At 44.4% G+C, this 19,879-nt stretch carries 20 protein-coding genes; 16 read left to right on the plus strand and 4 right to left on the minus strand.

Features of this window, described 5'->3' with window-relative positions; genetic code table 11:
• Positions 1-28: 28 nt before the first annotated feature.
• The 15 genes from speB (at position 29) to ACFQZJ_RS01700 (ending at position 15,895) form a co-directional block, all read left to right on the plus strand.
• On the plus strand, positions 29-967 hold the full coding sequence (gene speB, locus ACFQZJ_RS01630; protein WP_379931820.1) for an agmatinase: 939 nt from the start codon (positions 29-31) through the stop codon (positions 965-967).
• Positions 954-1,943, plus strand: a complete 990-nt coding sequence (locus ACFQZJ_RS01635) for a deoxyhypusine synthase family protein (protein WP_379931821.1) — start codon at positions 954-956, stop codon at positions 1,941-1,943. Before speB ends, ACFQZJ_RS01635 begins: the two co-directional genes overlap by 14 nt.
• A gap of 2 nt (positions 1,944-1,945) precedes the next feature.
• The gene (locus tag ACFQZJ_RS01640) at positions 1,946-2,272 is read left to right on the plus strand and encodes a hypothetical protein (RefSeq protein ID WP_379931822.1); all 327 of its coding nucleotides are present in this window, start codon (positions 1,946-1,948) and stop codon (positions 2,270-2,272) included.
• Between the two features lie 101 nt (positions 2,273-2,373).
• A complete protein-coding gene (locus ACFQZJ_RS01645; RefSeq protein WP_379931824.1) occupies positions 2,374-3,900 on the plus strand; it encodes a bifunctional GNAT family N-acetyltransferase/carbon-nitrogen hydrolase family protein in 1,527 nt (508 codons plus the stop codon).
• Positions 3,901-3,906: 6 nt separating this feature from the next.
• Positions 3,907-5,277 carry a 30S ribosomal protein S6--L-glutamate ligase gene (gene rimK, locus ACFQZJ_RS01650; protein ID WP_379931825.1) on the plus strand — a complete coding sequence of 457 codons (1,371 nt, stop codon included), beginning with the start codon at positions 3,907-3,909 and terminating at the stop codon, positions 5,275-5,277.
• A 52-nt stretch (positions 5,278-5,329) separates the two neighbouring features.
• A complete protein-coding gene (locus ACFQZJ_RS01655) occupies positions 5,330-5,815 on the plus strand; it encodes an AAA family ATPase (RefSeq protein ID WP_379931826.1) in 486 nt (161 codons plus the stop codon).
• Between the two features lie 391 nt (positions 5,816-6,206).
• The gene (locus tag ACFQZJ_RS01660) at positions 6,207-7,148 is read left to right on the plus strand and encodes a sugar phosphate isomerase/epimerase family protein (protein WP_379931827.1); all 942 of its coding nucleotides are present in this window, start codon (positions 6,207-6,209) and stop codon (positions 7,146-7,148) included.
• Between the two features lie 17 nt (positions 7,149-7,165).
• Entirely contained in the window at positions 7,166-8,368 is a 1,203-nt protein-coding gene (locus ACFQZJ_RS01665) for a Gfo/Idh/MocA family protein (protein WP_379931828.1), read from the plus strand.
• 11 nt (positions 8,369-8,379) lie between these two features.
• Positions 8,380-10,077 (plus strand): GMC oxidoreductase, encoded by a 1,698-nt coding sequence (locus ACFQZJ_RS01670; protein ID WP_379931829.1) that lies wholly within the window; start codon positions 8,380-8,382, stop codon positions 10,075-10,077.
• Positions 10,078-10,487: 410 nt separating this feature from the next.
• Positions 10,488-11,063: a gluconate 2-dehydrogenase subunit 3 family protein gene (locus ACFQZJ_RS01675; protein WP_379931830.1), complete on the plus strand. Its 576-nt coding sequence runs from the start codon at positions 10,488-10,490 to the stop codon at positions 11,061-11,063.
• Between the two features lie 6 nt (positions 11,064-11,069).
• Positions 11,070-11,852: an SDR family NAD(P)-dependent oxidoreductase gene (locus tag ACFQZJ_RS01680; protein ID WP_379931831.1), complete on the plus strand. Its 783-nt coding sequence runs from the start codon at positions 11,070-11,072 to the stop codon at positions 11,850-11,852.
• Positions 11,853-11,864: 12 nt separating this feature from the next.
• A complete protein-coding gene (locus ACFQZJ_RS01685) occupies positions 11,865-12,788 on the plus strand; it encodes an ROK family protein (protein WP_379931832.1) in 924 nt (307 codons plus the stop codon).
• On the plus strand, positions 12,785-13,567 hold the full coding sequence (locus ACFQZJ_RS01690) for a sugar isomerase domain-containing protein (protein WP_379931833.1): 783 nt from the start codon (positions 12,785-12,787) through the stop codon (positions 13,565-13,567). Before ACFQZJ_RS01685 ends, ACFQZJ_RS01690 begins: the two co-directional genes overlap by 4 nt.
• 7 nt (positions 13,568-13,574) lie before the next feature.
• Positions 13,575-14,945, plus strand: a complete 1,371-nt coding sequence (locus ACFQZJ_RS01695; protein ID WP_379931834.1) for an FAD-dependent oxidoreductase — start codon at positions 13,575-13,577, stop codon at positions 14,943-14,945.
• Positions 14,942-15,895 (plus strand): phosphotriesterase family protein, encoded by a 954-nt coding sequence (locus ACFQZJ_RS01700; RefSeq protein WP_379931835.1) that lies wholly within the window; start codon positions 14,942-14,944, stop codon positions 15,893-15,895. Before ACFQZJ_RS01695 ends, ACFQZJ_RS01700 begins: the two co-directional genes overlap by 4 nt.
• Before the next feature lie 173 nt (positions 15,896-16,068).
• On the opposite strand, the gene ACFQZJ_RS01705 is transcribed toward ACFQZJ_RS01700, so the two are convergent.
• Both ACFQZJ_RS01705 and ACFQZJ_RS01710 read right to left on the minus strand, forming a co-directional pair.
• A complete protein-coding gene (locus ACFQZJ_RS01705; RefSeq protein WP_379931836.1) occupies positions 16,069-16,779 on the minus strand; it encodes a GntR family transcriptional regulator in 711 nt (236 codons plus the stop codon).
• A gap of 47 nt (positions 16,780-16,826) precedes the next feature.
• A complete protein-coding gene (locus ACFQZJ_RS01710) occupies positions 16,827-17,771 on the minus strand; it encodes an NAD-dependent epimerase/dehydratase family protein (RefSeq protein ID WP_379931837.1) in 945 nt (314 codons plus the stop codon).
• A gap of 66 nt (positions 17,772-17,837) precedes the next feature.
• Here ACFQZJ_RS01710 and ACFQZJ_RS01715 point away from each other — a divergent pair, with 66 nt between their 5' ends.
• On the plus strand, positions 17,838-18,338 hold the full coding sequence (locus tag ACFQZJ_RS01715; protein ID WP_379931838.1) for a hypothetical protein: 501 nt from the start codon (positions 17,838-17,840) through the stop codon (positions 18,336-18,338).
• Between the two features lie 94 nt (positions 18,339-18,432).
• On the opposite strand, the gene ACFQZJ_RS01720 is transcribed toward ACFQZJ_RS01715, so the two are convergent.
• Positions 18,433-19,131, minus strand: a complete 699-nt coding sequence (locus ACFQZJ_RS01720) for a hypothetical protein (RefSeq protein ID WP_379931839.1) — start codon at positions 19,129-19,131, stop codon at positions 18,433-18,435.
• Positions 19,132-19,417: 286 nt separating this feature from the next.
• Complete coding sequence (locus ACFQZJ_RS01725; RefSeq protein ID WP_379931840.1) at positions 19,418-19,792, minus strand: hypothetical protein; 375 nt, start codon at positions 19,790-19,792, stop codon at positions 19,418-19,420.
• Positions 19,793-19,879: the final 87 nt, after the last annotated feature.

Raw genomic sequence — 19,879 nt, forward strand, 5'->3', positions numbered from 1 at the left:
AAATATTAAAAATTAACAAATACGAACAATGAGCACATCAAAGAATTACGCCGGTATCCCCGATGAATTCGCACAATTGGAAACCGCTAAGGTGGTTTTAATTCCCGTTCCCTATGATGGAACAAGTACCTGGGGCAAAGGCGCCGATAAAGGGCCAAAAGCATTTTTGGAAGCCTCTGAGAACATGGAGCTGTATGATATAGAAACCGCTTCGGAAGTATATGAGCAGGGCATACACCTTACAGAACCCATAACAGAAAATAGGAGTCCGGAGGCTATGGTGAACGAGGTCCATAAAATTACAAAGGACTTCATAAAACGCAACAAGTTTGTTACGCTTTTTGGTGGGGAGCATTCGGTTTCTATAGGAAGTATCCGTGCCTTTAACGAGTGTTTTGACAATCTTACGGTGCTTCACATAGACGCTCATGCAGATTTGCGCGAGTCGTATGAAGGCACAGTGTATAATCATGCCTGCGCCGTGCACGAGGCTAGCCAGACCACGAACTTAATTCAAGTAGGTATACGCTCTATGGATGCTATCGAAAAAACGTTCATGGACGAGGAAAAGACCTTTTTTGCGCATGATATGGTAAATGACGAGTATTGGATAGATAAGGTAGTTGAAGTTTGTACAGACAATGTCTTTATTACTTTTGATCTAGATGTGTTGGACCCCTCCATAATGCCATCGACCGGAACACCGGAGCCGGGCGGTTTACTATGGTATGAGACCTTGGAATTTTTAAAACAGGTATTTGCGGAGAAAAATGTAGTTGGCTTTGATATGGTAGAGCTGTGTCCGAACGAGGCCGATGCATCTTCCGATTTCTTGGCCGCTAAATTATATTACAAAATGTTAAGCTATAAGTTTATGGGGCAGGATGCAGATGAGGAGTATGACAATACGTATGACGTAGATTATAAACCCAATACCAATTCAAAATTCCAAGATGACGAAGCATAAGGGAGCAATTTCCGATTTTATAGAAAAGTATTATTTACATTTTAACGCTGCAGCTTTGGTAGATGCCGCCAAAGGTTATGAAGCACAACTGGATCAAGGCTCTAAAATGTTGGTTTCCTTAGCGGGAGCCATGAGTACGGCGGAGTTGGGCAAGATTTTCGCGGAAATGATTCGGCAGGACAAGGTGCATATCATCTCGTGTACCGGTGCCAATTTGGAAGAGGATATCATGAACTTGGTAGCACATTCCCATTACAAACGCGTGCCTAATTATCGTGATTTAACGCCCCAAGATGAGTGGGCCTTACTTGAAAAAGGACTAAACCGGGTTACGGATACCTGTATTCCCGAAGAAGAGGCCTTTAGAAGAATCCAAGAACATATTGTAAAAATTTGGAAGGATGCCGAAGCAAAAGGAGAGCGCTACCTACCGCACGAGTACATGTACAAACTATTGCTATCCGGTGCTCTGGAAGCATATTATGAAATAGATTTAAAAGATTCATGGATGTATGCCGCAGCCGAGAAAAACCTGCCCATAATCTGTCCGGGTTGGGAAGACAGTACTATGGGAAACATTTTTGCCTCGTATGTAATGAAGGGCGAATTGAAGGCGAGCACCATGAAATCCGGCATTGAATACATGACCTTTTTGGCGGATTGGTATACGGAAAACTCCAATCCCGAAACTTCGGGAGGAATTGGATTCTTTCAAATTGGTGGCGGTATTGCAGGGGATTTTCCAATCTGTGTGGTGCCCATGTTGTACCAGGATATGGAACGTACGGATACCCCATTTTGGAGTTATTTCTGTCAGATAAGCGATAGTACCACTAGTTATGGTTCGTATTCCGGTGCGGTACCCAATGAGAAAATCACTTGGGGGAAATTGGACATCAATACACCAAAATTTATCATTGAGAGCGATGCAACTATTGTTGCGCCTTTAATTTTTGCTTATCTTTTGGACATGTAATTATGGACAAGCACCCACATTTAAGAAAAGTCATTGTCGATTTTAAAAAATTGACGCCGGAAGTTTTAAAACTTACCGTGGAACGTTATCCGGACGGATACGATGACCGTGATGTTATCACGTTTCGTAATGCCAAAGGCGAGCGCATAGAGGCGGTTGAGGTTTTAACGGCCGATACCAAGTATTTGGTTAAGATCAGTGAAAAACTGGAATATACCATGGAGAATTACGATGCCGCGGATTATGCCGATTTTGAGGATGACGACCCAACTGCCGTTGTAGAGCCAAGCCCCGAAGATATGGCGGATACCGAGGATGAAGAAGACTAAGGTATCCATCATTTTGTTGAACACGTATTTCATTGTGCCAAACTATTTTGGCACAATTTTGTTTTTGACCTCAGCTAAAACAGCTTAGTAATCCATCTTACATGAATATAGAGGAAATTGAAAATATAGAATTGAAGTTTTTGGACCTTGATGATTATCAGGAACTAAAGACCGCTATGATCTCTGCGTATACCAATATGCCCGGCGCATATTGGAAGGAAGAACATATTACTTCCTTGATCAAAAAATTCCCGGAAGGGCAGGTGGTCATAAAGATCAATGGTCAGTTGGCCGGGGTTGCGCTCTCCATTATCGTAGACTATGATCAATACGATGACGAGCATACATACGAGGAGATAACAGGAAATTATTCCTTTAGCACACACAACCCCGATGGGGATGTGCTATACGGCATAGAAGTGTTTATAAAGCCACAATTTAGAGGCTTGCGCTTGGGAAGAAGACTATACGATTACCGAAAGGAACTGTGCGAAAAATTAAATTTAAAGAGTATCGTTTTTGGGGGTAGAATGCCCAATTACCATACCTATGCCAACGAGCTGACACCAAAAGAATACATCGCCAAAGTAAGGCGAAAAGAAATTCAAGATCCGGTACTTAACTTTCAGATCAGTAACGATTTTCATCCCGCCAAGGTCATGAAGGGTTACCTGCCTGGAGATGCCGCCTCCAATGACTTTGCCATCCTAATGGAATGGGACAATATCTACTATCAAAAACCCAGTAAAAAGGCCGCCACTAAAAAGAAGGTTATTCGCCTTGGTCTGATCCAATGGCAAATGCGCCCGTACAAGGATTTGGAAGAGTTGTTGCAGCAGGCGGAGTATTTTATTGATGCCGTTTCTGGATACCGATCGGATTTTGCTCTGTTCCCCGAGTTTTTTAACGCGCCTTTAATGGCCAAGGACAATCATTTGTCCACCCCGGATGCCATACGCGAGCTTGCAAAACACACGGAGGCTATCGTACAAAAGTTTTCGGAATTTTCTATTTCTTACAACATCAACATCATTACCGGAAGCATGCCGGAGATGATGGATGGCAGATTGTATAACGTGGGTTATCTGTGCCGTCGCGATGGTAGTATGGAGCGTTACGAAAAATTACATGTAACCCCGGATGAGGCCAAGGTGTGGGGTATGCAAGGTGGTACGCAGCTAAAGGCATTCGATACCGATTGCGGTAAAATTGGTATTCTGATTTGTTATGATTCCGAGTTCCCGGAGCTGAGTCGCCTGTTGGCGGACGAGGGAATGGACATCCTTTTTATCCCCTTTCTGACCGATACGCAGAACGGTTATTCCAGGGTACGGCATTGCGCACAGGCAAGGGCTATAGAAAACGAGTGCTATGTAGCCATTGCCGGTAGTGTGGGTAATTTGCCCAACGTACAGAACATGGACATACAGTTCGCCCAATCAATGGTATTTACGCCCTGTGATTTTTCTTTTCCTACAAATGGGATAAAAGCGGAGGCCACACCAAATACCGAAATGATACTGATTGCCGATGTGGATATCGATTTATTGCGGGAGTTGAATCAATTTGGTGCCGTTCGTAACTTAAAAGACCGAAGAACCGATATCTTTGAGCTAAGAAAAAAATAACACGATTTGAAAGATTTAAAAGTAATAGGAAGTGAAGAGTGGTGTGTTTTTGAGCATTTGGGTGTGCCTGCGATTAAAGCACGGGTAGATTCTGGAGCGAAGACTTCCTCTATTCAAGCAACTAATTTAAAGGTGATTTCCAAAGGCACCCAGGAATGGGTGCGTTTTGAGGTAAACCCGTTACAGGAAAATAGGAGTATAGCCATCCAGTGCGAGGCTAGATTAATCGATCGCCGCATGGTAAAAAGTTCTTCCGGAATCTCGGAGGAACGTTTGGTCGTAAAAACACCCGTAACCGTTGGGGAGGATACTTTTGATGTGGAACTGACTTTGGCCAATAGGGATACTATGGAATTTCGGATGCTTTTAGGCCGTGAAGCGCTGAACGAACGTTTTATTGTAAACCCCGCGGTCAGCTATGCTGCCGGAGATTTTTCAAACGCAGAAATAGATTTAAAATATGCTCCTTTCAAAAAGGAAAAAACAGGACTAAAAATTGGGTTATTGGCAAGTAATCCCAATCTGTACAGTAATATGCGTATTATGGAGGCGGCGGAGGCACGTGGTCATGAAATCCAGTTTTTGAACGTAGAGTTGGCCTACATGAAGTTAGATGCCAATTCGCCCGAAATACGTTACCGTGGCGGTACTATTTTAAGTGATTTCGATGCCGTGATTCCCAGAATAAAACCTTCGGTTACCTTCTATGGTTGCGCTTTGATCAGACAGTTTACCAATCTAGGTGCCTATTGCCAAAATTCCGCAGAGGCCATTACACAATCGCGCGATAAATTGTTCGCCTCGCAATTGTTCTCCAAGAACGACATCCATATCCCCATTACCGGGTTTGCCAAATCGCCCATGGATACCAAAGACCTTATAAAAATGGTCAACGGAGCCCCGTTGATCATAAAATTGTTGGAAAGCACCCAGGGCAAAGGTGTAGTGCTGGCCGAAACCAATAAGGCAGCGGAGAGTGTGATCAATGCGTTTAAAAGTGTGAACACCAACATTTTGGTGCAGGAGTTTATCAAAGAAGCCAACGGACAGGATATCCGTTGTTTTGTGGTGAACGGAAAAGTAGTGGCCAGTATGCAGCGGCAAGCTCAAAAAGGGGAATTTAGGGCCAATATCCATCAAGGCGGTAGGGCATCCATTATCAAGATTACGGCCGAAGAAAAGAAATTGGCCGTAAAAGCCGCTAAAATTCTAAATCTGGCCGTGGCCGGTGTAGACATTATTCGTTCCAACAAAGGACCTTTGTTGTTGGAAGTGAATTCCTCCCCAGGCTTGGAAGGTATCGAAAATGCTACGGGAAAGGACATTGCCAACGAAATGATCGTGGCGATCGAAAAGAAATTGAAGTTTAGTATTTAGATGGGTTTTTACTTCTTTATCCAAAGCAAATACAAACGATAATAGCTAAAAAATGATACATCTCATTGTTGGAAATACAGGTTCGGGCAAAACCACGTATGCAAAGGAATTGAAAGCGAAAACCAATGGGGTAATTTTCTCCATCGATACATGGAACAAGACCTTGTTTCTGGCCGATAAAAAACCTACCGACGGGTTAGATTGGTTTTTAGAACGGATAGAACGTGCAGAAACCCTTATTCTGGGTTTGGTTTCACAGTTACAGGACTCAAAAACCGATGCTATTCTGGATTTGGGACTCTCAAAATTTGAGCATAGGGAAAAGTTTAGAAATTTTGCAGCGGAGCATAACTATGAACTACAAATGCACTTCTTGGATATTTCAAAGGAAACCCGACTGCAAAGGGTGATGCAAAGGAACACCGAAAAAGGAGAAACCTTTGCATTTGAAGTCACCCAGGAAAATTTCGATTTTATGGAAAGCTGGTTTGAAAAACCAACGGATGCGGAACTGACTGGGGCACGCGTCATAAGGTAATAATGACTTGTTTTGTTCAAGTAATCTAAGCGTAAATCAAATCAATGATGTTACGTTCTTGTTCTTTTCTGGGACAGGGGATACATTCAAACGGCCTTTTGTTTTTACTACTTTATTTTTGACCTGTTTCCTTGTATCGAATCGGAAAACCTGAAAACAAAACGTATTTGGCACCCTATTGGGTAAGTTATAAACAAGTACTTTGCAGGAGAGGACCGATCAGGCATACTTCCTTAAATCGAAGATTAAAAAGTCCTTAGCATTGTTCTCTTTACTGTTGCTAAACAGAATGTAATTTTTTAACGGACTGTAAACTTGTACGTACAAGTTAAAACTGTTATATTTAGGGCATAAAATTACGGCGCGTGCCACTCATCCTATTTTGTAATCTATGTCATCTAAAACAAACAATGCCCGAAGAGTCTTTTTAAAAAAGTCGGCCGCGGGTGCTGCAGCGTCCTTTTTACTGCCATCGGTAGCTATGAACGCCATGGCCTGTGAAACGCAGGTAAAAAAAATACCTATTAATGCCCATTTGTGGGTATATGCGAGCAAATTCCCGCCCAATTGGGATTGCACGCCAGTATTGGATACCATTTTTTCCGACCTGAGTTACGCTGGTATCCAAGGTCTCGAACTCATGGAAGGGCAACTGCGGCACGATGATGCCGTACCACGTCTAAATGCACTTAGTTCTAAATACAAAGTGCCGGTTTCCGGATCGTCCTATGGCGTAGGTTTTGGTATGTGGGATGTTGCACAACATAAAACGATCTTAGAAGATATTAAAACCGTAGTGCCGCGACTGGGAAAAGTGGGTGGCAAGACCTTTGGTATTTCCGTGGGCAGCAAACCGAAAGGGCTAAAAACGGAAGCGGAACTGGACGCCCAGGCCGATCTGCTGAAGAAAATAAGGGCTATTTGTACCGATAGCGGAATCGTGGCCAACTTACACAACCACACCTACGAGGTGGAGCACGATATGCACGACCTTAAAGGCACCTTGGCCCGTATTCCCGATTTTGAACTGGGCCCTGATATCAATTGGCTTATACGTGCCGGTGTAGATCCGGTAGATTTCATTAATACCTACGGCAAGCAAATCGTTTATCTCCATATTCGCGATGAATATAAAGATGGGACGTGGAGCGAATATGTAGGTCAGGGCGATACGGATTTCCAGCCTATCGCAACAGCCTTGGAAGCTCAAAATTTTAATGGACAAGCGGCCATAGAGTTGGCTTTTCCGGACAACTTTACCCCGGAGAACGAGTTGAAGGAGAATTGGAAAATGAGCAGGGATTTTATTAAAGAGACATTTAAATGGTCCTAAACGTAATATAAGGTAGTATGAAAATAGCAGTATTAGGTTCTGGTTTTATAGCCAGGTTTTATGCGGAATCCTTGCACGCACAGCGCAGAAAAGACGAGGTGGTAATGGTGTATTCAAGAAATGAGGAGAATGCAAAGCGTTTTGCAAGCGATTATGGCCTACCGTATTACAGCACGGACATGGATGAAGCTATTGCGCATCCGGATGTGGATGTGGTGTTGATTTCCCTTCCCAACCATTTGCACGAAGCTGCCGTACATGCTTGTGTAAAATTCAAAAAGCATGTAATCTGCACAAAACCTTTGGGCAGGACGGCTGCCGAGGCCAAGCGCATGTTGGATGCCGTAGAGCAGGCAGGTATTTTTGGCGGCTATTTGGAGGACTTGTGTTATACCCCAAAATTCCTGAAGTCCATGGAGAGCGTTAAAAAAGGGGCTATTGGCGAGGTGCTTTGGGCAAAATCAAGGGAAACACATCCCGGCCCGCATAGCGATTGGTTTTGGGACAAGGAACAATCCGGTGGTGGTGCCATTATAGACCTGGGCTGCCATTGTGTGGAGATTAGCCGGAATTTTATCGGAAAAAATATAAAGCCCATTGAGGTGATGTGTTGGGCAGATACGCAAGTGCACCCCATAGATGCGGAGGATCACGCCATTGGCCTGGTCAAATATGCCAATGGTGCCATTGGACAGTTCGAGGTCAGTTGGACCTTTAGGGGCGGTATGGATCTGCGCGATGAGGTTATGGGTACGGAAGGCACCATTTGGGTCAATAGTTTTCTTCGTACGGGTTTTGAAATGTTTACTACCGGCAAGGGCGGTGATGGTTATGTAGCTGAAAAGGCGGAATCCAATACCGGTTGGTTGTTCCCCGTGGGGGACGAAGCGCACGAACTGGGCTATCCGCACATGTTTACCGATATGTTCTCGGCCATAGAGGAAGGCAGGGAGCCGCTGGAAACATTTTATGACGGCTATGTGGTCAACGCGATTTTGGACGCTGCCTTTAAGTCCGCCGAAACAAAACTTTGGGAGCCTGTAATCCTGGAGGACTGGCGTGGGGACGCACCTGAGAAATCCCAAAAAAAATGGGCATCCTACGATGAGCATCACTATCTGGTAAAAGAGGAAATTTTACCCAACGGTGATGTTGCCGTCATCCTAAAAAATAAAAATACGGGCGCGGTCTCAAGAAAAGTGACCCGGGCAGAAGAATAACATCTGAATTTATGTACATCAACGGAAAAGGAACTGCGGAGAATACCTATGACGCTATTGTGATAGGATCCGGCATCAGCGGCGGATGGGCCGCTAAGGAACTCTGCGAAAAAGGACTGAAAACCTTGGTCTTGGAACGGGGCAGGATGGTAGAACATATTAAGGACTACCCCACCGCTACCATGCACCCATGGGAATTTAAGCACCGCGGTACCATCCCGCAAAAAATAAAGGACGAGAATCCCGTGGTAAGTCGCTGTTATGCTTTTAACGAAGCTACGGAGCACTTTTTTGTTAAGGACACGGAGCATCCCTACGAGCAGAAAAAACCCTTCGATTGGATACGTGGCTACCAGGTAGGGGGCAAGTCCTTGCTTTGGGCACGGTGGACACAACGGTGGAGCAATATGGATTTTGAGGCCAATGCCAAAGACGGTATCGGTATCGATTGGCCTATCCGGTATGGGGATATCGCTCCTTGGTACAGCTATGTGGAAAAATTTGCCGGTATAAGTGGAAACAGGGACGGACTAGCCGTAATACCCGATGGGGAATTTCTGCCACCTATGGAAATGAACTGTTTGGAAAAACATGTACAGGAGACCTTAAAGAAACATTATGACGACCGCCATTTGGTCATTTCCAGAACAGCGAACCTTACGGCCAGGATCAACGGGCGGGGACCCTGTCAATACAGGAGTTTATGCAGCAGGGGCTGTCCTTTTGGTGGCTATTTCAGCAGTAATTCCTCTACCTTACCGGCTGCCGAAAAAACGGGAAACATGACCATACGCCCTTTTTCCGTGGCACAATCCATCCTATACGATACCGATACCGGTAAAGCTACTGGCGTACGGGTCGTTGACACCAACACCAAGGAAGTTAGGGAATACTACGCCAAAATAGTATTCGTAAACGGTGCTACCCTGAACTCCACGCTGTTGTTGCTAAATTCCAAATCCGACCGGTTTCCCAATGGCATGGGTAACGATTCCGGGGAATTGGGGCATAACCTTATGGACCATAACTACAATTGCAAGGTAGAAGGCGAATATGAAGGATTTGAGGATCGCTATTATTCGGGCCGGCGGCCCACGGGAACCTATTTGGCGCGTTTTAGGAATGTGGGCAAGGAGGAGCATCCCGATTTCAAAAGGGGCTATGCCTACGCGGGCGGTGCCTCAAGAAGCGCTTCCACCGAAATCAGTGAAACGGCCGTTGGACAAACCTTAAAAGCGGACATGACGCAGTTGGGGTCTTGGAAATTTGGGCTTAGTGGTATGGGCGAGTGTTTGCCCTATCACGAAAATCATATTTCACTGAGTCCGGACAAAGTGGATGAATGGGGCATGCCACTCTTGGAAATAGAAGCCGAGTACAAGCAGAACGAGACCGCTATGACCAAGGATATGGTACAGACCGCCATGGAAATGTTGGATAAGTTGAAGTTCAAGAATATCACGGATAAAAAGGAATTCCGGAATTTTGGCCTTAACATTCACGAAATGGGAACTGCTAGCATGGGCCGCGACCCAAAAACATCGGTATTGAACGGGAACAATCAAGTCTGGGGAGCGGAGAACGTCTTCGTAACCGATGGTTCCTGTATGACCTCCAGTGCCTGTCAAAATCCATCCCTGACCTATATGGCCCTGACCGCACGAGCGGCCGATTTTGCCGTGAACGAACTCAAGAAAATGAATCTTTAAATTTAATCTTTTAAGATAGCATCGACTCTCATAAAGAATATCTTATGGCGAAAAATGAAATGTAGGTTATTTATATTGATGAATAAAGGTAGTAAAAAGCTCCTCCCCTTTTTTCAAGGGGAGGTGGATTCCGACCCTTTTCGGGAGGAAGACGGAGGGGTGAGCGCCCAAACCGCAATTGTAATGCCCAAAATTCAATAAAAGCACCGAACTATGAACTACATTTATTTACTTGTTTATGAGTGTTTTATGAAAGGTGTCAATCATATTTAAGATGAAAATCCGCCAGAATCAAAAATAGGGCTTGGTTTAAAAACAAAAGTGGTCATCCACCTGAACTGTTTCAGGCTAATGTATTATAAAACAAAATGCTATGGACCTACAAATGAAAGAACTGTAAAAATAAACAGATGAAAAGAAAGACCTTTATACATCGATTAACCTTGGGCACGGGCGGCCTGTTAGCGGTGCCATCGTTAAGTTTGATGCAGGGCTGTGAATACAGACCAACACCCAGAACAACCCTTTCCGAGGCCGATATTCCTTTATTGGATGAAATTGGGGAGGCCATTATACCCACAACGGCAGATTCCCCGGGGGCAAAGGCTGTCAACATCGGTGCTTATATGCTGCTAATGTACCAAGATTGCATGCCTGCGGAGGAACAGGGTATTTTTTTGGAGGGATTGAACGATTTGGATGCCCGGGCGGCAAAGACCTTTTCAAGTGCTTTTGAATCCGCCAAAGCGGAAGATAAATTGGCACTGTTACAAACCTTGCAGGTCGAGGCGGAAGCCTATTATGAAGAAAGGGAAGGGCAAGAGAAGATACCGCCACATTACTTTCAACAACTGAAAAGTTTAACGCTTTCCGGCTATTTTACCTCGGAAATAGGAATGACACAGGCACGGGAATACTTACCGCTACCGGGAAAGTTTGAGGCCTGTATTCAGTACGAAAAAGGCACTAAAGTTTGGGCAACCTAAAAGGATATGAATTTTAAAGACACCACGTACATTATCATGGGAGGCACTACCGGCATGGGACTGGCTTCCGCAATCGCCTTAAAGGAAAAAGGAGCCAATGTCCTTGTCGTAGGCAGGAATCTGGAAAGCTGCGCTTCGGCGCAAGAGACTTTGGGTGCGGGAGCCCTTTTTTTTTGTGGAGACGCAACAAATGCAAAAACCATGAAAGCCGCCATTTCTATCGCGCATGATACCTTTGGAACTATTTCAGGACTCTTTCATGTGGCCGGTGGTAGCGGAAGAAAATGGGGAGACGGACCATTGGATAAAATAACACTTGAGGGCTGGAACAAAACCATGGAACTGAACCTTACCTCCATGATGCTGTCCAACCAGGCAATGGTCAATTATTTTTTGGAACAGGGTCGTAACGGGGTCATTTTGAACATGGGCTCCGTGTTGGGATTTAGTCCGTCACCCAAATACTTTACCACCCATGCGTATGCGGCGGCAAAATCGGCCATTATCGGGTTTTCAAAATCCATAGCCGCTTACTATGCCAACAAGAACATCCGTGTAAACGTAATTGCACCGAGCCTCTTCATTACGCCCATGGCCAAACGAGCCGCCGAGGACGATGCCATTCTTCACTTTTTAAAAACCAAACAACCTTTGGACGGTGGCCGCCCCGGAGCATCGGAAGATATCAACAGCGCGGTATTGATGTTCCTGCATCCGGACTCTAAATTTATAACGGGACAGGTCTTGGCGGTCGATGGGGGCTGGACGCTGAGCGAAGGTCAATATTGATTTCTATTTGTTATGGAACACTATTATTTAGGAATCGATATTGGCGGAACCAAGATCAAAACCGTGGTTTTAAACGAAGAAGGAACCGTGTTGGAGCAAAGCGAAGTACTTACGGAAGATTCGGCACCCGAAAAGGAGCGGTGGAAAAGGAAGATCATCGACCTCATCGAAAACAAATCCGAAACTTATGCAAAGGCAAATCCGGAAGCCCTACGCTGTGCCATTTCCGCGCCCGGCCTGGTAGATGCGCAGCATAAAATGACCTTGCACATGCCCGAAAGGCTGCAAGGAATAGAGCAGTTCAATTGGTCAGAAGCAGTAGGCAGATCTATATATGCGCTCAACGATGGACACTCCGCCTGTTTGGCGGAATATGAATCGTTTTATCGTAGTCAAGGCGTGCAACATTTGCTCATGCTTACGCTAGGAACCGGTGTAGGTGGCGGTATTATTGTTAACGGTGCATTGTACCAAGGTAATTTACAGCGTGCCGGGCATGTCGGCCACATGACGGTTCAGTATAATGGGGAGCCAACTATGACCAATATGCCGGGCAGTTTGGAGCATGCCGTGGGAAATTTTTCGGTTTCGGAAAGAACCGGGGGCAGGTACAAATCGGTTAGGGAATTGGTAGCCGCCTATGAACAAGGTGATGAAAAAGCAAGGATTTGGTGGCTGGAGTCCGTCCAAAAATTAGCGGTAGGACTCGCTTCGTTGACCAACATCCTTTCGCCCGAACTGATTGTGTTGGGCGGCGGTATTGCGGCAGGAGCAAACAAGGCTTTGATGCGGCCTTTGGAAACGTATATGGAAAAGTATGAATGGAGGCCTGGAGGGTATAGGGCAAAAATAGTCCATGCCAAATTGGGCGCGTATGCGGGCGCCATGGGTGCCGCATTTTTCGCAAAAACAAAACATAAACAAAAAAAAGTATGAGTGTTACACAGGAATATTTAGCAAAAGGAAAAGACATTGTCTCGGTCGTGGCCGAACAGGAAAAAGTCATCCAAGAAGTAGCGCAGTTGTTCGCCAAATCCATTTTGGCAGGGCGGATGGTGCATCTCTTTGGGTCCGGTCACAGCCGGATGATGGTAGAGGAAATGTGGCCCAGGTACGGTTCCTTTCCAGGGTTCAACCCCATTGTGGAGCTCTCCCTTTCCTTTCACAACTTGGTGGTAGGCGCCAACGGACAGCGGCAGGCTATGTTTTTGGAGAACGTTCCCGGACTCGCTTCACGGATTCTTAGGAATTTTGATACCAGCGAGCAGGATACGGCGTTGGTGGTTTCTTCCAGCGGATGTAATGTGGTACCCATAGAAATGGCCGAGGAATTTCAAAGGCGAAACGTAAAAGTGGTGGCGCTAGTGAGCAAACTGCACCTGGAAGGCAGTACCTCAAAGAAATCCGACGGAAAAAAATTGATAGATTTTGCCGATTATGTACTGGATACGGGTGCACCCTTGGGCGATGCCATGATCTATTTGGACGGACTGGATTCGCCCGTGGCACCTGGTTCTACCCTAGGTGGTGTATTACTTATTAATTGTCTAAAGGCCGAAACGGCGAAAATACTTCATGAAAGCGGAAAATCCCCTAAAGTATTGAGCAGTGGCAAAATTGTGGGCGACCAGCGTGCGGTAGATTTGTTTGAATCCGCCTATGACGAACATGCACATTTATTGGCCAAATTGTACGCCAACGTAGGTCCTAAATAATAGTAGTATGACATTTTCTTCTGTAATCGCCAAAACCTATCAAACGGATATTCTTATCATTGGTAGCGGCAGTGCCGGATCTACGGCTGCCATAGCGGCCGCTAACAGTAAATACAAGGTCACCCTTGTAGAACGTTACGGATTTCCGGGCGGGACCTCTACACAAATGCTGGATACCTTTTACGGCTTTTTTACGCCGTCCGATAGCCCTAAAAAAATAGTGGGCGGTATACCGGATACTATTGTGAACGCCTTGGATACCTCCGGGGATATATTCTTGAGGCCCAACACCTATGGTGCCGGTACCGGGGTCAATTATAATCCGGAAAAATTGAAACAGGTATGGGATAAGCTCCTGCTTAAAAGTGGTGTGGAACTTTTTTACCACACAACTTTGGTAGGCGTAGAAAAGCTTGGAGCGCAAACTGTTTGTGTCTTTTTCCATAAAGGTACTGGCTTCTTTACCATTACCGCAAAGCGTGTTATAGATGCATCGGGAGATGCGGATTTTTGTCATTGGGCGGATATCGGGTATGAAAAAGCTGGGGAAAAGGCACCTGCACAGAGTATGACGACCACCTTTCGGATGTCCAACGTGGAACACGATATATACGAAGCTGCCGGAGGTAAAAAAATGCTGAAGGAGAAGATGGCGGAAGCGTATAGCAAGGGAACGCATCCCTTATCTAGAAAAGAGGGAAGTGCGCACGAGATGTGTCAGCCCAAATGTATTTCCACCGTAGCCGTTAAGGTGACCGACTTAGACCCCTTGGATGTAGAAGGCATTACCAAGGCCGAAATAGAGGGCAGGCGACAGTCCTTTGTTTTCGAGGATTTTTTTAGGGCTGAGGTACCCGGGTATGAAAATGCAAAAATTATAGGACTTTCCCATCAGATCGGGGTACGGGAGACCAGAAGGGTCTATGGTAATTACCGACTCACAAAAGAGGATTGTATGCAAGCCAAGACCTTTGCTGACCAAATCTTTCTTTGTGGTGCGCCCATTGAGGACCATAGGAAAGGTCCGGACGGAGGTTCGGAAACCTTTTGGCAATACGTGCCCAATGGCGGTATTTACGGTGTGCCTTATGGTACTATCGTTCCTAAGGAAACCCAGACCGTTTGGGTGGTAGGCCGTTGTTTTTCCGCTACCCACGATGCGCATGCCTCGTGCCGATCTATGGCACAGACCATGAGTATGGGTCAGGCTGCAGGGATGGCCGCGGTACTTTCTTTGGGGCACGATTCGGACGCAAAAAACATCGATATTAAAAAATTGCAAGACAGCTTGGTGCGTTTAGGTGCCGTGTTGGAACTACCCGATGCCATTGCGGATACCTCTCGCAACGGCTGGGCAAATAATCAAGGACTACTATGAACAAGGATTTTTTTAGAACAGTGCGGGGAGATCTGCCAAGTGCGGAGATGGGGCTAACCTACGCACACGAACATATTGTTATCGATGATTGCTATGTCACCGGAAAGCATCCCGAATTTTTATTGAACGATACCGATAGAATAGCCGAGGAACTTCTCCATTTTTATAAGGCGGGCGGAAGAACGGTCATAGACACCATGCCTGCCAATGCCGGCCGTAATGTATTAAAGTCGGTAGAAGTAAGCCAACGAAGTGGCGTGCATATCGTAGTGCCAACGGGCATTCATTTAGAACAGTATTATCCGGAGAACCATTGGCGTTACGGCTATTCCGAAGATGAACTTACCCGACTCTTTATTGCCGATATTGAAGAAGGAATCGATGCCTTTGACTATTCGGGCCCTTTTGTAAAACGCACGCCTTACAAAGCCGGACTCATAAAACTGGCTACCGGGGACGACCCTTTTACCAAACACCAAGAACTTATTTTCCGGGCAGTGGTCAACGCACATTTAGAAACCGGGGCTCCTATCCTGACCCATACCAATTTTGGGAGGCAGGCCTTGGAACAGGCACAACTATTTGAGCAGTTGGGCGCAAAACTGGAGCACGTAGTACTGTCCCATGTAGACCGCGCCAAAAGTGTGGATTATAACCGTTCGGTTTTGGATGTTGGTGTCCGGGTGGAATATGATAGTGCCTTTAGATGGAAGAAAGGGGAAACCAACCACACCTTTAATTTGCTAGAGCACCTACTACCGGACTATCCCGAGCAGATTACCCTAGGTATGGACATGGCCAAAAACGCCTATTGGAAAAGTTATGGCGGCAGTCCCGGTTTAAATTATCTAATTGAGACCATTCCAAATTTCCTGAAATCAAAAGGCTTAGAAGATTATTATCAAAAGCTGTTTTTTGATAATCCTAAAAGCTTGTATTCCTTTTTTTGATGGATATATTAAAATAAAAGCCTTTCCAAACCATTCTTTTTATCGCCATTACCTAGGCGTGAATACGGGTTCGGGGGTCTCGGAACGGCTCGGGCTCGACCCCTTCCGAGCCTTGCCTTCGGCTACTAAGGGAAGAAGCATGTGTTATTGCTGAAAGTAACTGGGATAATGGCTTACGAAAAATAGGTGTTACGAATGGGATACTCACTGGTATTGCAGTACAGATCTCCATAGAGATTGAAACCGGGCTTACTGGTCCTAAATCTCACGGAAATATGAAGAATGGGTTCGCCTTCGGCAAGCTCAAGGCTTTTGGCTATTTCCGCTGTAGCAGGAATAGATCTTAGCTCTTGTTCGGCACCCATAATTTCAATAAAATATTTTTGACTTAGGGTTTTAAAGAAGGAACCTTCTATGAATTCGGTAGGCTTAATGATTTCCATGGCGTTTAGGGCATACCAATTGTTCTCCAGAACTACAGGTTTTCCATTTATGTGACGAATCCGTTGAAAATAAACACATTTTGATTTCTGCTCTTCACGCGTTAAGCCAAAAACGATAATTGGGTCCCAATCCGTAATTTTGGGTGCTTGTGTGAGCTTTGTTTTTACTTTATAATCTGTAGCTCCAGAGAAGCCTTTTACCGTTAGCAGTCCCAAGGATTTTCGGCGCTCAATGACCTTGCTTCCCTTTCCCTGCTCTTTTTCGATAAACCCTTCTCGTAGCAACTCGTCCAGGGCTTTTCTTACCGTAGTCCTAGTGGTGTTGAATTTCTCACAAATTTCGTTTTCCGAGGGCAAATAACTATTGATCGGGTAGACGCCTGTTTGTATCCGTTTTTTGATATACTGTTGGATTTGGGAATATTTTTTGATCGTTTTCAATCTCTATTTTTAAGAGTTCTTTGTTGTTCGGTAGTTACATAATGGCTTTAATCCGGTTTCAGGTTTGCCAACATCTCCTCCGTGGTCCTTTTTAAGTCAAACTCCGCTTTCCAGCCCCAATCCTGTTGTGCATTTGAATCATCTATACTACTGGGCCAAGAATCGGCAATGGCCTGTCTAAAATCCGGGGCGTAGGACATTTTGAAATTTGGCAACTTCCCCTGAACGCTCTGGGCCATTTCGCTTGGTGTAAAACTCATACCGGACAAGTTATACGAGGAGCGCACTTTAATACGATTGCCCTCCGCCTCCATAAGCTGTAAGGTGGCGCGAATGGCATCGTCCATAAACATCATTGGTAAGGCGGTATCTTCTTTTAGAAAGCATGTGTAAGCTCCATCGGACAGCGCTTTGTGGTATATTTCTACGGCGTAATCCGTAGTACCGCCACCGGGCATGGTTTTCCAACTAATGAGGCCCGGATAGCGAATGCTGCGTACATCAACATCAAACTTGTTAAAATAATATTCGCACCAGCGTTCACCACTCTGCTTACTTATACCATATACGGTGCTGGGCTCCATAATCGTATTTTGAGGCGTATGATCTTTTGGCGTATTGGGTCCAAAAACGGCAATACTAGATGGCCAGAAAATTTTATCTATCTTTTTTTCTTTGCCCAGATTTAAGACATTAAAAAGCGAATTCATATTCAGGTTCCAAGCCCTCATGGGGAATTTTTCGGCGGTAGCACTTAGCATGGCCGCCATGAGATATACCTCGTTAATTTCATAATAGGCAATTACTTCTTCTAAAGCATCATAATCGGTTGCATCCAAGATTTCAAAAGGCCCACTTTCCATCAAGTTATCGTTTCCTTCACGTATATCGCTGGCGATTACATGGTCGTTTCCATGTTTTTCGCGAAGGGCCATGGTTAGTTCTGTTCCTATTTGTCCGCACGCACCTATGATCAATATGTATTTTTGCATCTAAATAATGAGTTAAAACAATTCGAGCATAAAGATACCTTTTCTTAAAATTTGTACATTCGTCCCATGTCAAAAATCCGTTATTTATTTACGTTACTAGTGGTATCTGTATCTTGCAAGGATATCAATGTAGCACTCGACGATGGGCAAGAAACCGAGTGGGAGATTGCTGCGAGCCAACTTCCTACAAAGATAGCCCTTAACGGCAAGTCCAAATCCATTGTTGCCGACTGGGCGGCCTTTAACACCTTTGATGCTAGCTTTGACCGTATGTATGACGCTACGTACAGGGAGGATCTTGTACTTATTATTGAAGACCTAGTGGAAAACCAGAAAGCCTTGGAATCGTCTACATACCCGGTCGAATTTGATATTCCTCAGGTTAAGGGCCGTCAGAAAGTACTCAAAACCTTTATATTAAAAACAAAGGGCGACTTGGAATACCGTCAAGACCCTAAAGTTTCTATTACCGAAATGATAGCGGCTTATAATAGTTTTCGCAATCAGCTAAATGTAGAGGTTAATAATACGCTTCCGGAAGATCTTATTCTAAACAAAGCCAATTAGGTTTTGTTGTTGTAGATTTTTTAGACCGTTCCAACCGCGAATAGGTCAAACGGCTTATCCTTACTTTCGAAATATAGGGTGATTTCTAGAAATACTATTCCTTAGACTCCTCAGGTGTCGTTTTTTTGGATTCCAACGCTTGTTTGCTTAGGCTGGCAAGGTTAAAATTAGGGTCTATGGCCAAAGCTTCATCTATAAACCCGATAGCGGTATCTAAATCATTTTGATCCTTGTTAAAGGCTACTAAAGCTTTTAGATGCAAAAATGCCGCTTTAAGCGATGCTTCATAAGGTTGTTGGCGCTCATAGAATGCATACTTCATATCGTCTTTTGCATTTGCAATGCCATATTCTATATGGGTGGTGGCACCCGCTATGTCACTCAATTGAATTTTAAGGTCGGCGAGCTCGTAAGCCAAATATGGATTTGGCATTCTGGTATTCAAAACCTCAAAATGCTCTAGTGCTCTTTTGGGCTGGTTCAGTGCCTTTAGGGAAATTGCCTTTACTTGCACGGCAAGGTCGGAATCTGTAGCTAGTTTTTCAATACCAATAGTATTCAATGCCTGCATGTGCTGGTTTTCATTGGCATAAATATATGCAAGGGTATCCCTACGTGCTTGTGTGGGAGCTAGAATGTTTAAATGGGTAAGTGCGTTTATAACACCTGTAACATCGCCCTGTAAACGCATTTCTTTGTAAAATGCCTCATAGTGCGCCTTTAGATCGGTCGTAGTTTGTGCATTAATGCCAATTCCTACTAGCATAGTGAGCACGAGAAATACTTTTTTCATTTTGATTATTTTTTTAGGTGGGCTAAACTATTAAAATAATTCTTAAGAACTTGTTAAGGAAAGGTTTAAATATGAGAAAAAGGAAAAAGCGCCCTACGGCGCCCTGTATTATTTGGGATAGTGAAACTAATTTGAGTAATAAAACGAACCGTGATAACCCCTTTATTTTCCGTTCTATTTTTCTTTTTAGTGCTTTCTAGGGCTTTGATTGACCAGATTAATCTAAGATTAAGTAGACTAAGAAGTAACTTGGTTTACTATGTGCCGTAATAATGATTAAAATGGATTAGACTAAACTAGGGGTAAGCTTCTTACCGGTAAAACTGGTTAATAGCTGAGAATAAAAGCCAATACTTTTTTCATCGTTATCTATACAAGAGCTAAGAAAGCTTTTTAGATTATCGAACAATAGATTGGTATACAATATCGGTAAATGTGTATTTACTTTTTTCGGGTCATAAAAAGTGTCATCCGTTACAATATCCATTTTAACGCGATGCCTATGATAATCTATATTCACATCGGCGGCATTGTAGTACTTTTTGAGTAGGGCGATGTGAAGCTCTTCATACTTTTTAAGGCTTTTGCTACTCTTACAACTTAGGGATATCAAGGTATCCAACTCCATTAAGATCTTTCCTTTCAATTTTGACTTTTCCATGACATATCAATTTATAAGGTTTATATAAAGATATGCATTTCATCGATAAGTACTTAAAAATCAGATATATATTAACAATATAATAAG

Origin of the sequence: Maribacter chungangensis, from assembly GCF_042676845.1 — a bacterium.
Classification (GTDB): Bacteria; Bacteroidota; Bacteroidia; order Flavobacteriales; family Flavobacteriaceae; genus Maribacter; species Maribacter chungangensis.

Coding starts and splice junctions, on each gene's coding strand:
- speB (WP_379931820.1), top strand. CDS start 29: ATGAGCACATCAAAGAATTACGCCGGTATCCCCGATGAATTCGCACAA.
- ACFQZJ_RS01635 (WP_379931821.1), top strand. CDS start 954: ATGACGAAGCATAAGGGAGCAATTTCCGATTTTATAGAAAAGTATTAT.
- ACFQZJ_RS01640 (WP_379931822.1), top strand. CDS start 1,946: ATGGACAAGCACCCACATTTAAGAAAAGTCATTGTCGATTTTAAAAAA.
- ACFQZJ_RS01645 (WP_379931824.1), top strand. CDS start 2,374: ATGAATATAGAGGAAATTGAAAATATAGAATTGAAGTTTTTGGACCTT.
- ACFQZJ_RS01655 (WP_379931826.1), top strand. CDS start 5,330: ATGATACATCTCATTGTTGGAAATACAGGTTCGGGCAAAACCACGTAT.
- ACFQZJ_RS01660 (WP_379931827.1), top strand. CDS start 6,207: ATGTCATCTAAAACAAACAATGCCCGAAGAGTCTTTTTAAAAAAGTCG.
- ACFQZJ_RS01665 (WP_379931828.1), top strand. CDS start 7,166: ATGAAAATAGCAGTATTAGGTTCTGGTTTTATAGCCAGGTTTTATGCG.
- ACFQZJ_RS01670 (WP_379931829.1), top strand. CDS start 8,380: ATGTACATCAACGGAAAAGGAACTGCGGAGAATACCTATGACGCTATT.
- ACFQZJ_RS01675 (WP_379931830.1), top strand. CDS start 10,488: ATGAAAAGAAAGACCTTTATACATCGATTAACCTTGGGCACGGGCGGC.
- ACFQZJ_RS01680 (WP_379931831.1), top strand. CDS start 11,070: ATGAATTTTAAAGACACCACGTACATTATCATGGGAGGCACTACCGGC.
- ACFQZJ_RS01685 (WP_379931832.1), top strand. CDS start 11,865: ATGGAACACTATTATTTAGGAATCGATATTGGCGGAACCAAGATCAAA.
- ACFQZJ_RS01690 (WP_379931833.1), top strand. CDS start 12,785: ATGAGTGTTACACAGGAATATTTAGCAAAAGGAAAAGACATTGTCTCG.
- ACFQZJ_RS01695 (WP_379931834.1), top strand. CDS start 13,575: ATGACATTTTCTTCTGTAATCGCCAAAACCTATCAAACGGATATTCTT.
- ACFQZJ_RS01700 (WP_379931835.1), top strand. CDS start 14,942: ATGAACAAGGATTTTTTTAGAACAGTGCGGGGAGATCTGCCAAGTGCG.
- ACFQZJ_RS01710 (WP_379931837.1), bottom strand. CDS start 17,771: ATGCAAAAATACATATTGATCATAGGTGCGTGCGGACAAATAGGAACA.
- ACFQZJ_RS01715 (WP_379931838.1), top strand. CDS start 17,838: ATGTCAAAAATCCGTTATTTATTTACGTTACTAGTGGTATCTGTATCT.
- ACFQZJ_RS01720 (WP_379931839.1), bottom strand. CDS start 19,131: ATGAAAAAAGTATTTCTCGTGCTCACTATGCTAGTAGGAATTGGCATT.
- ACFQZJ_RS01725 (WP_379931840.1), bottom strand. CDS start 19,792: ATGGAAAAGTCAAAATTGAAAGGAAAGATCTTAATGGAGTTGGATACC.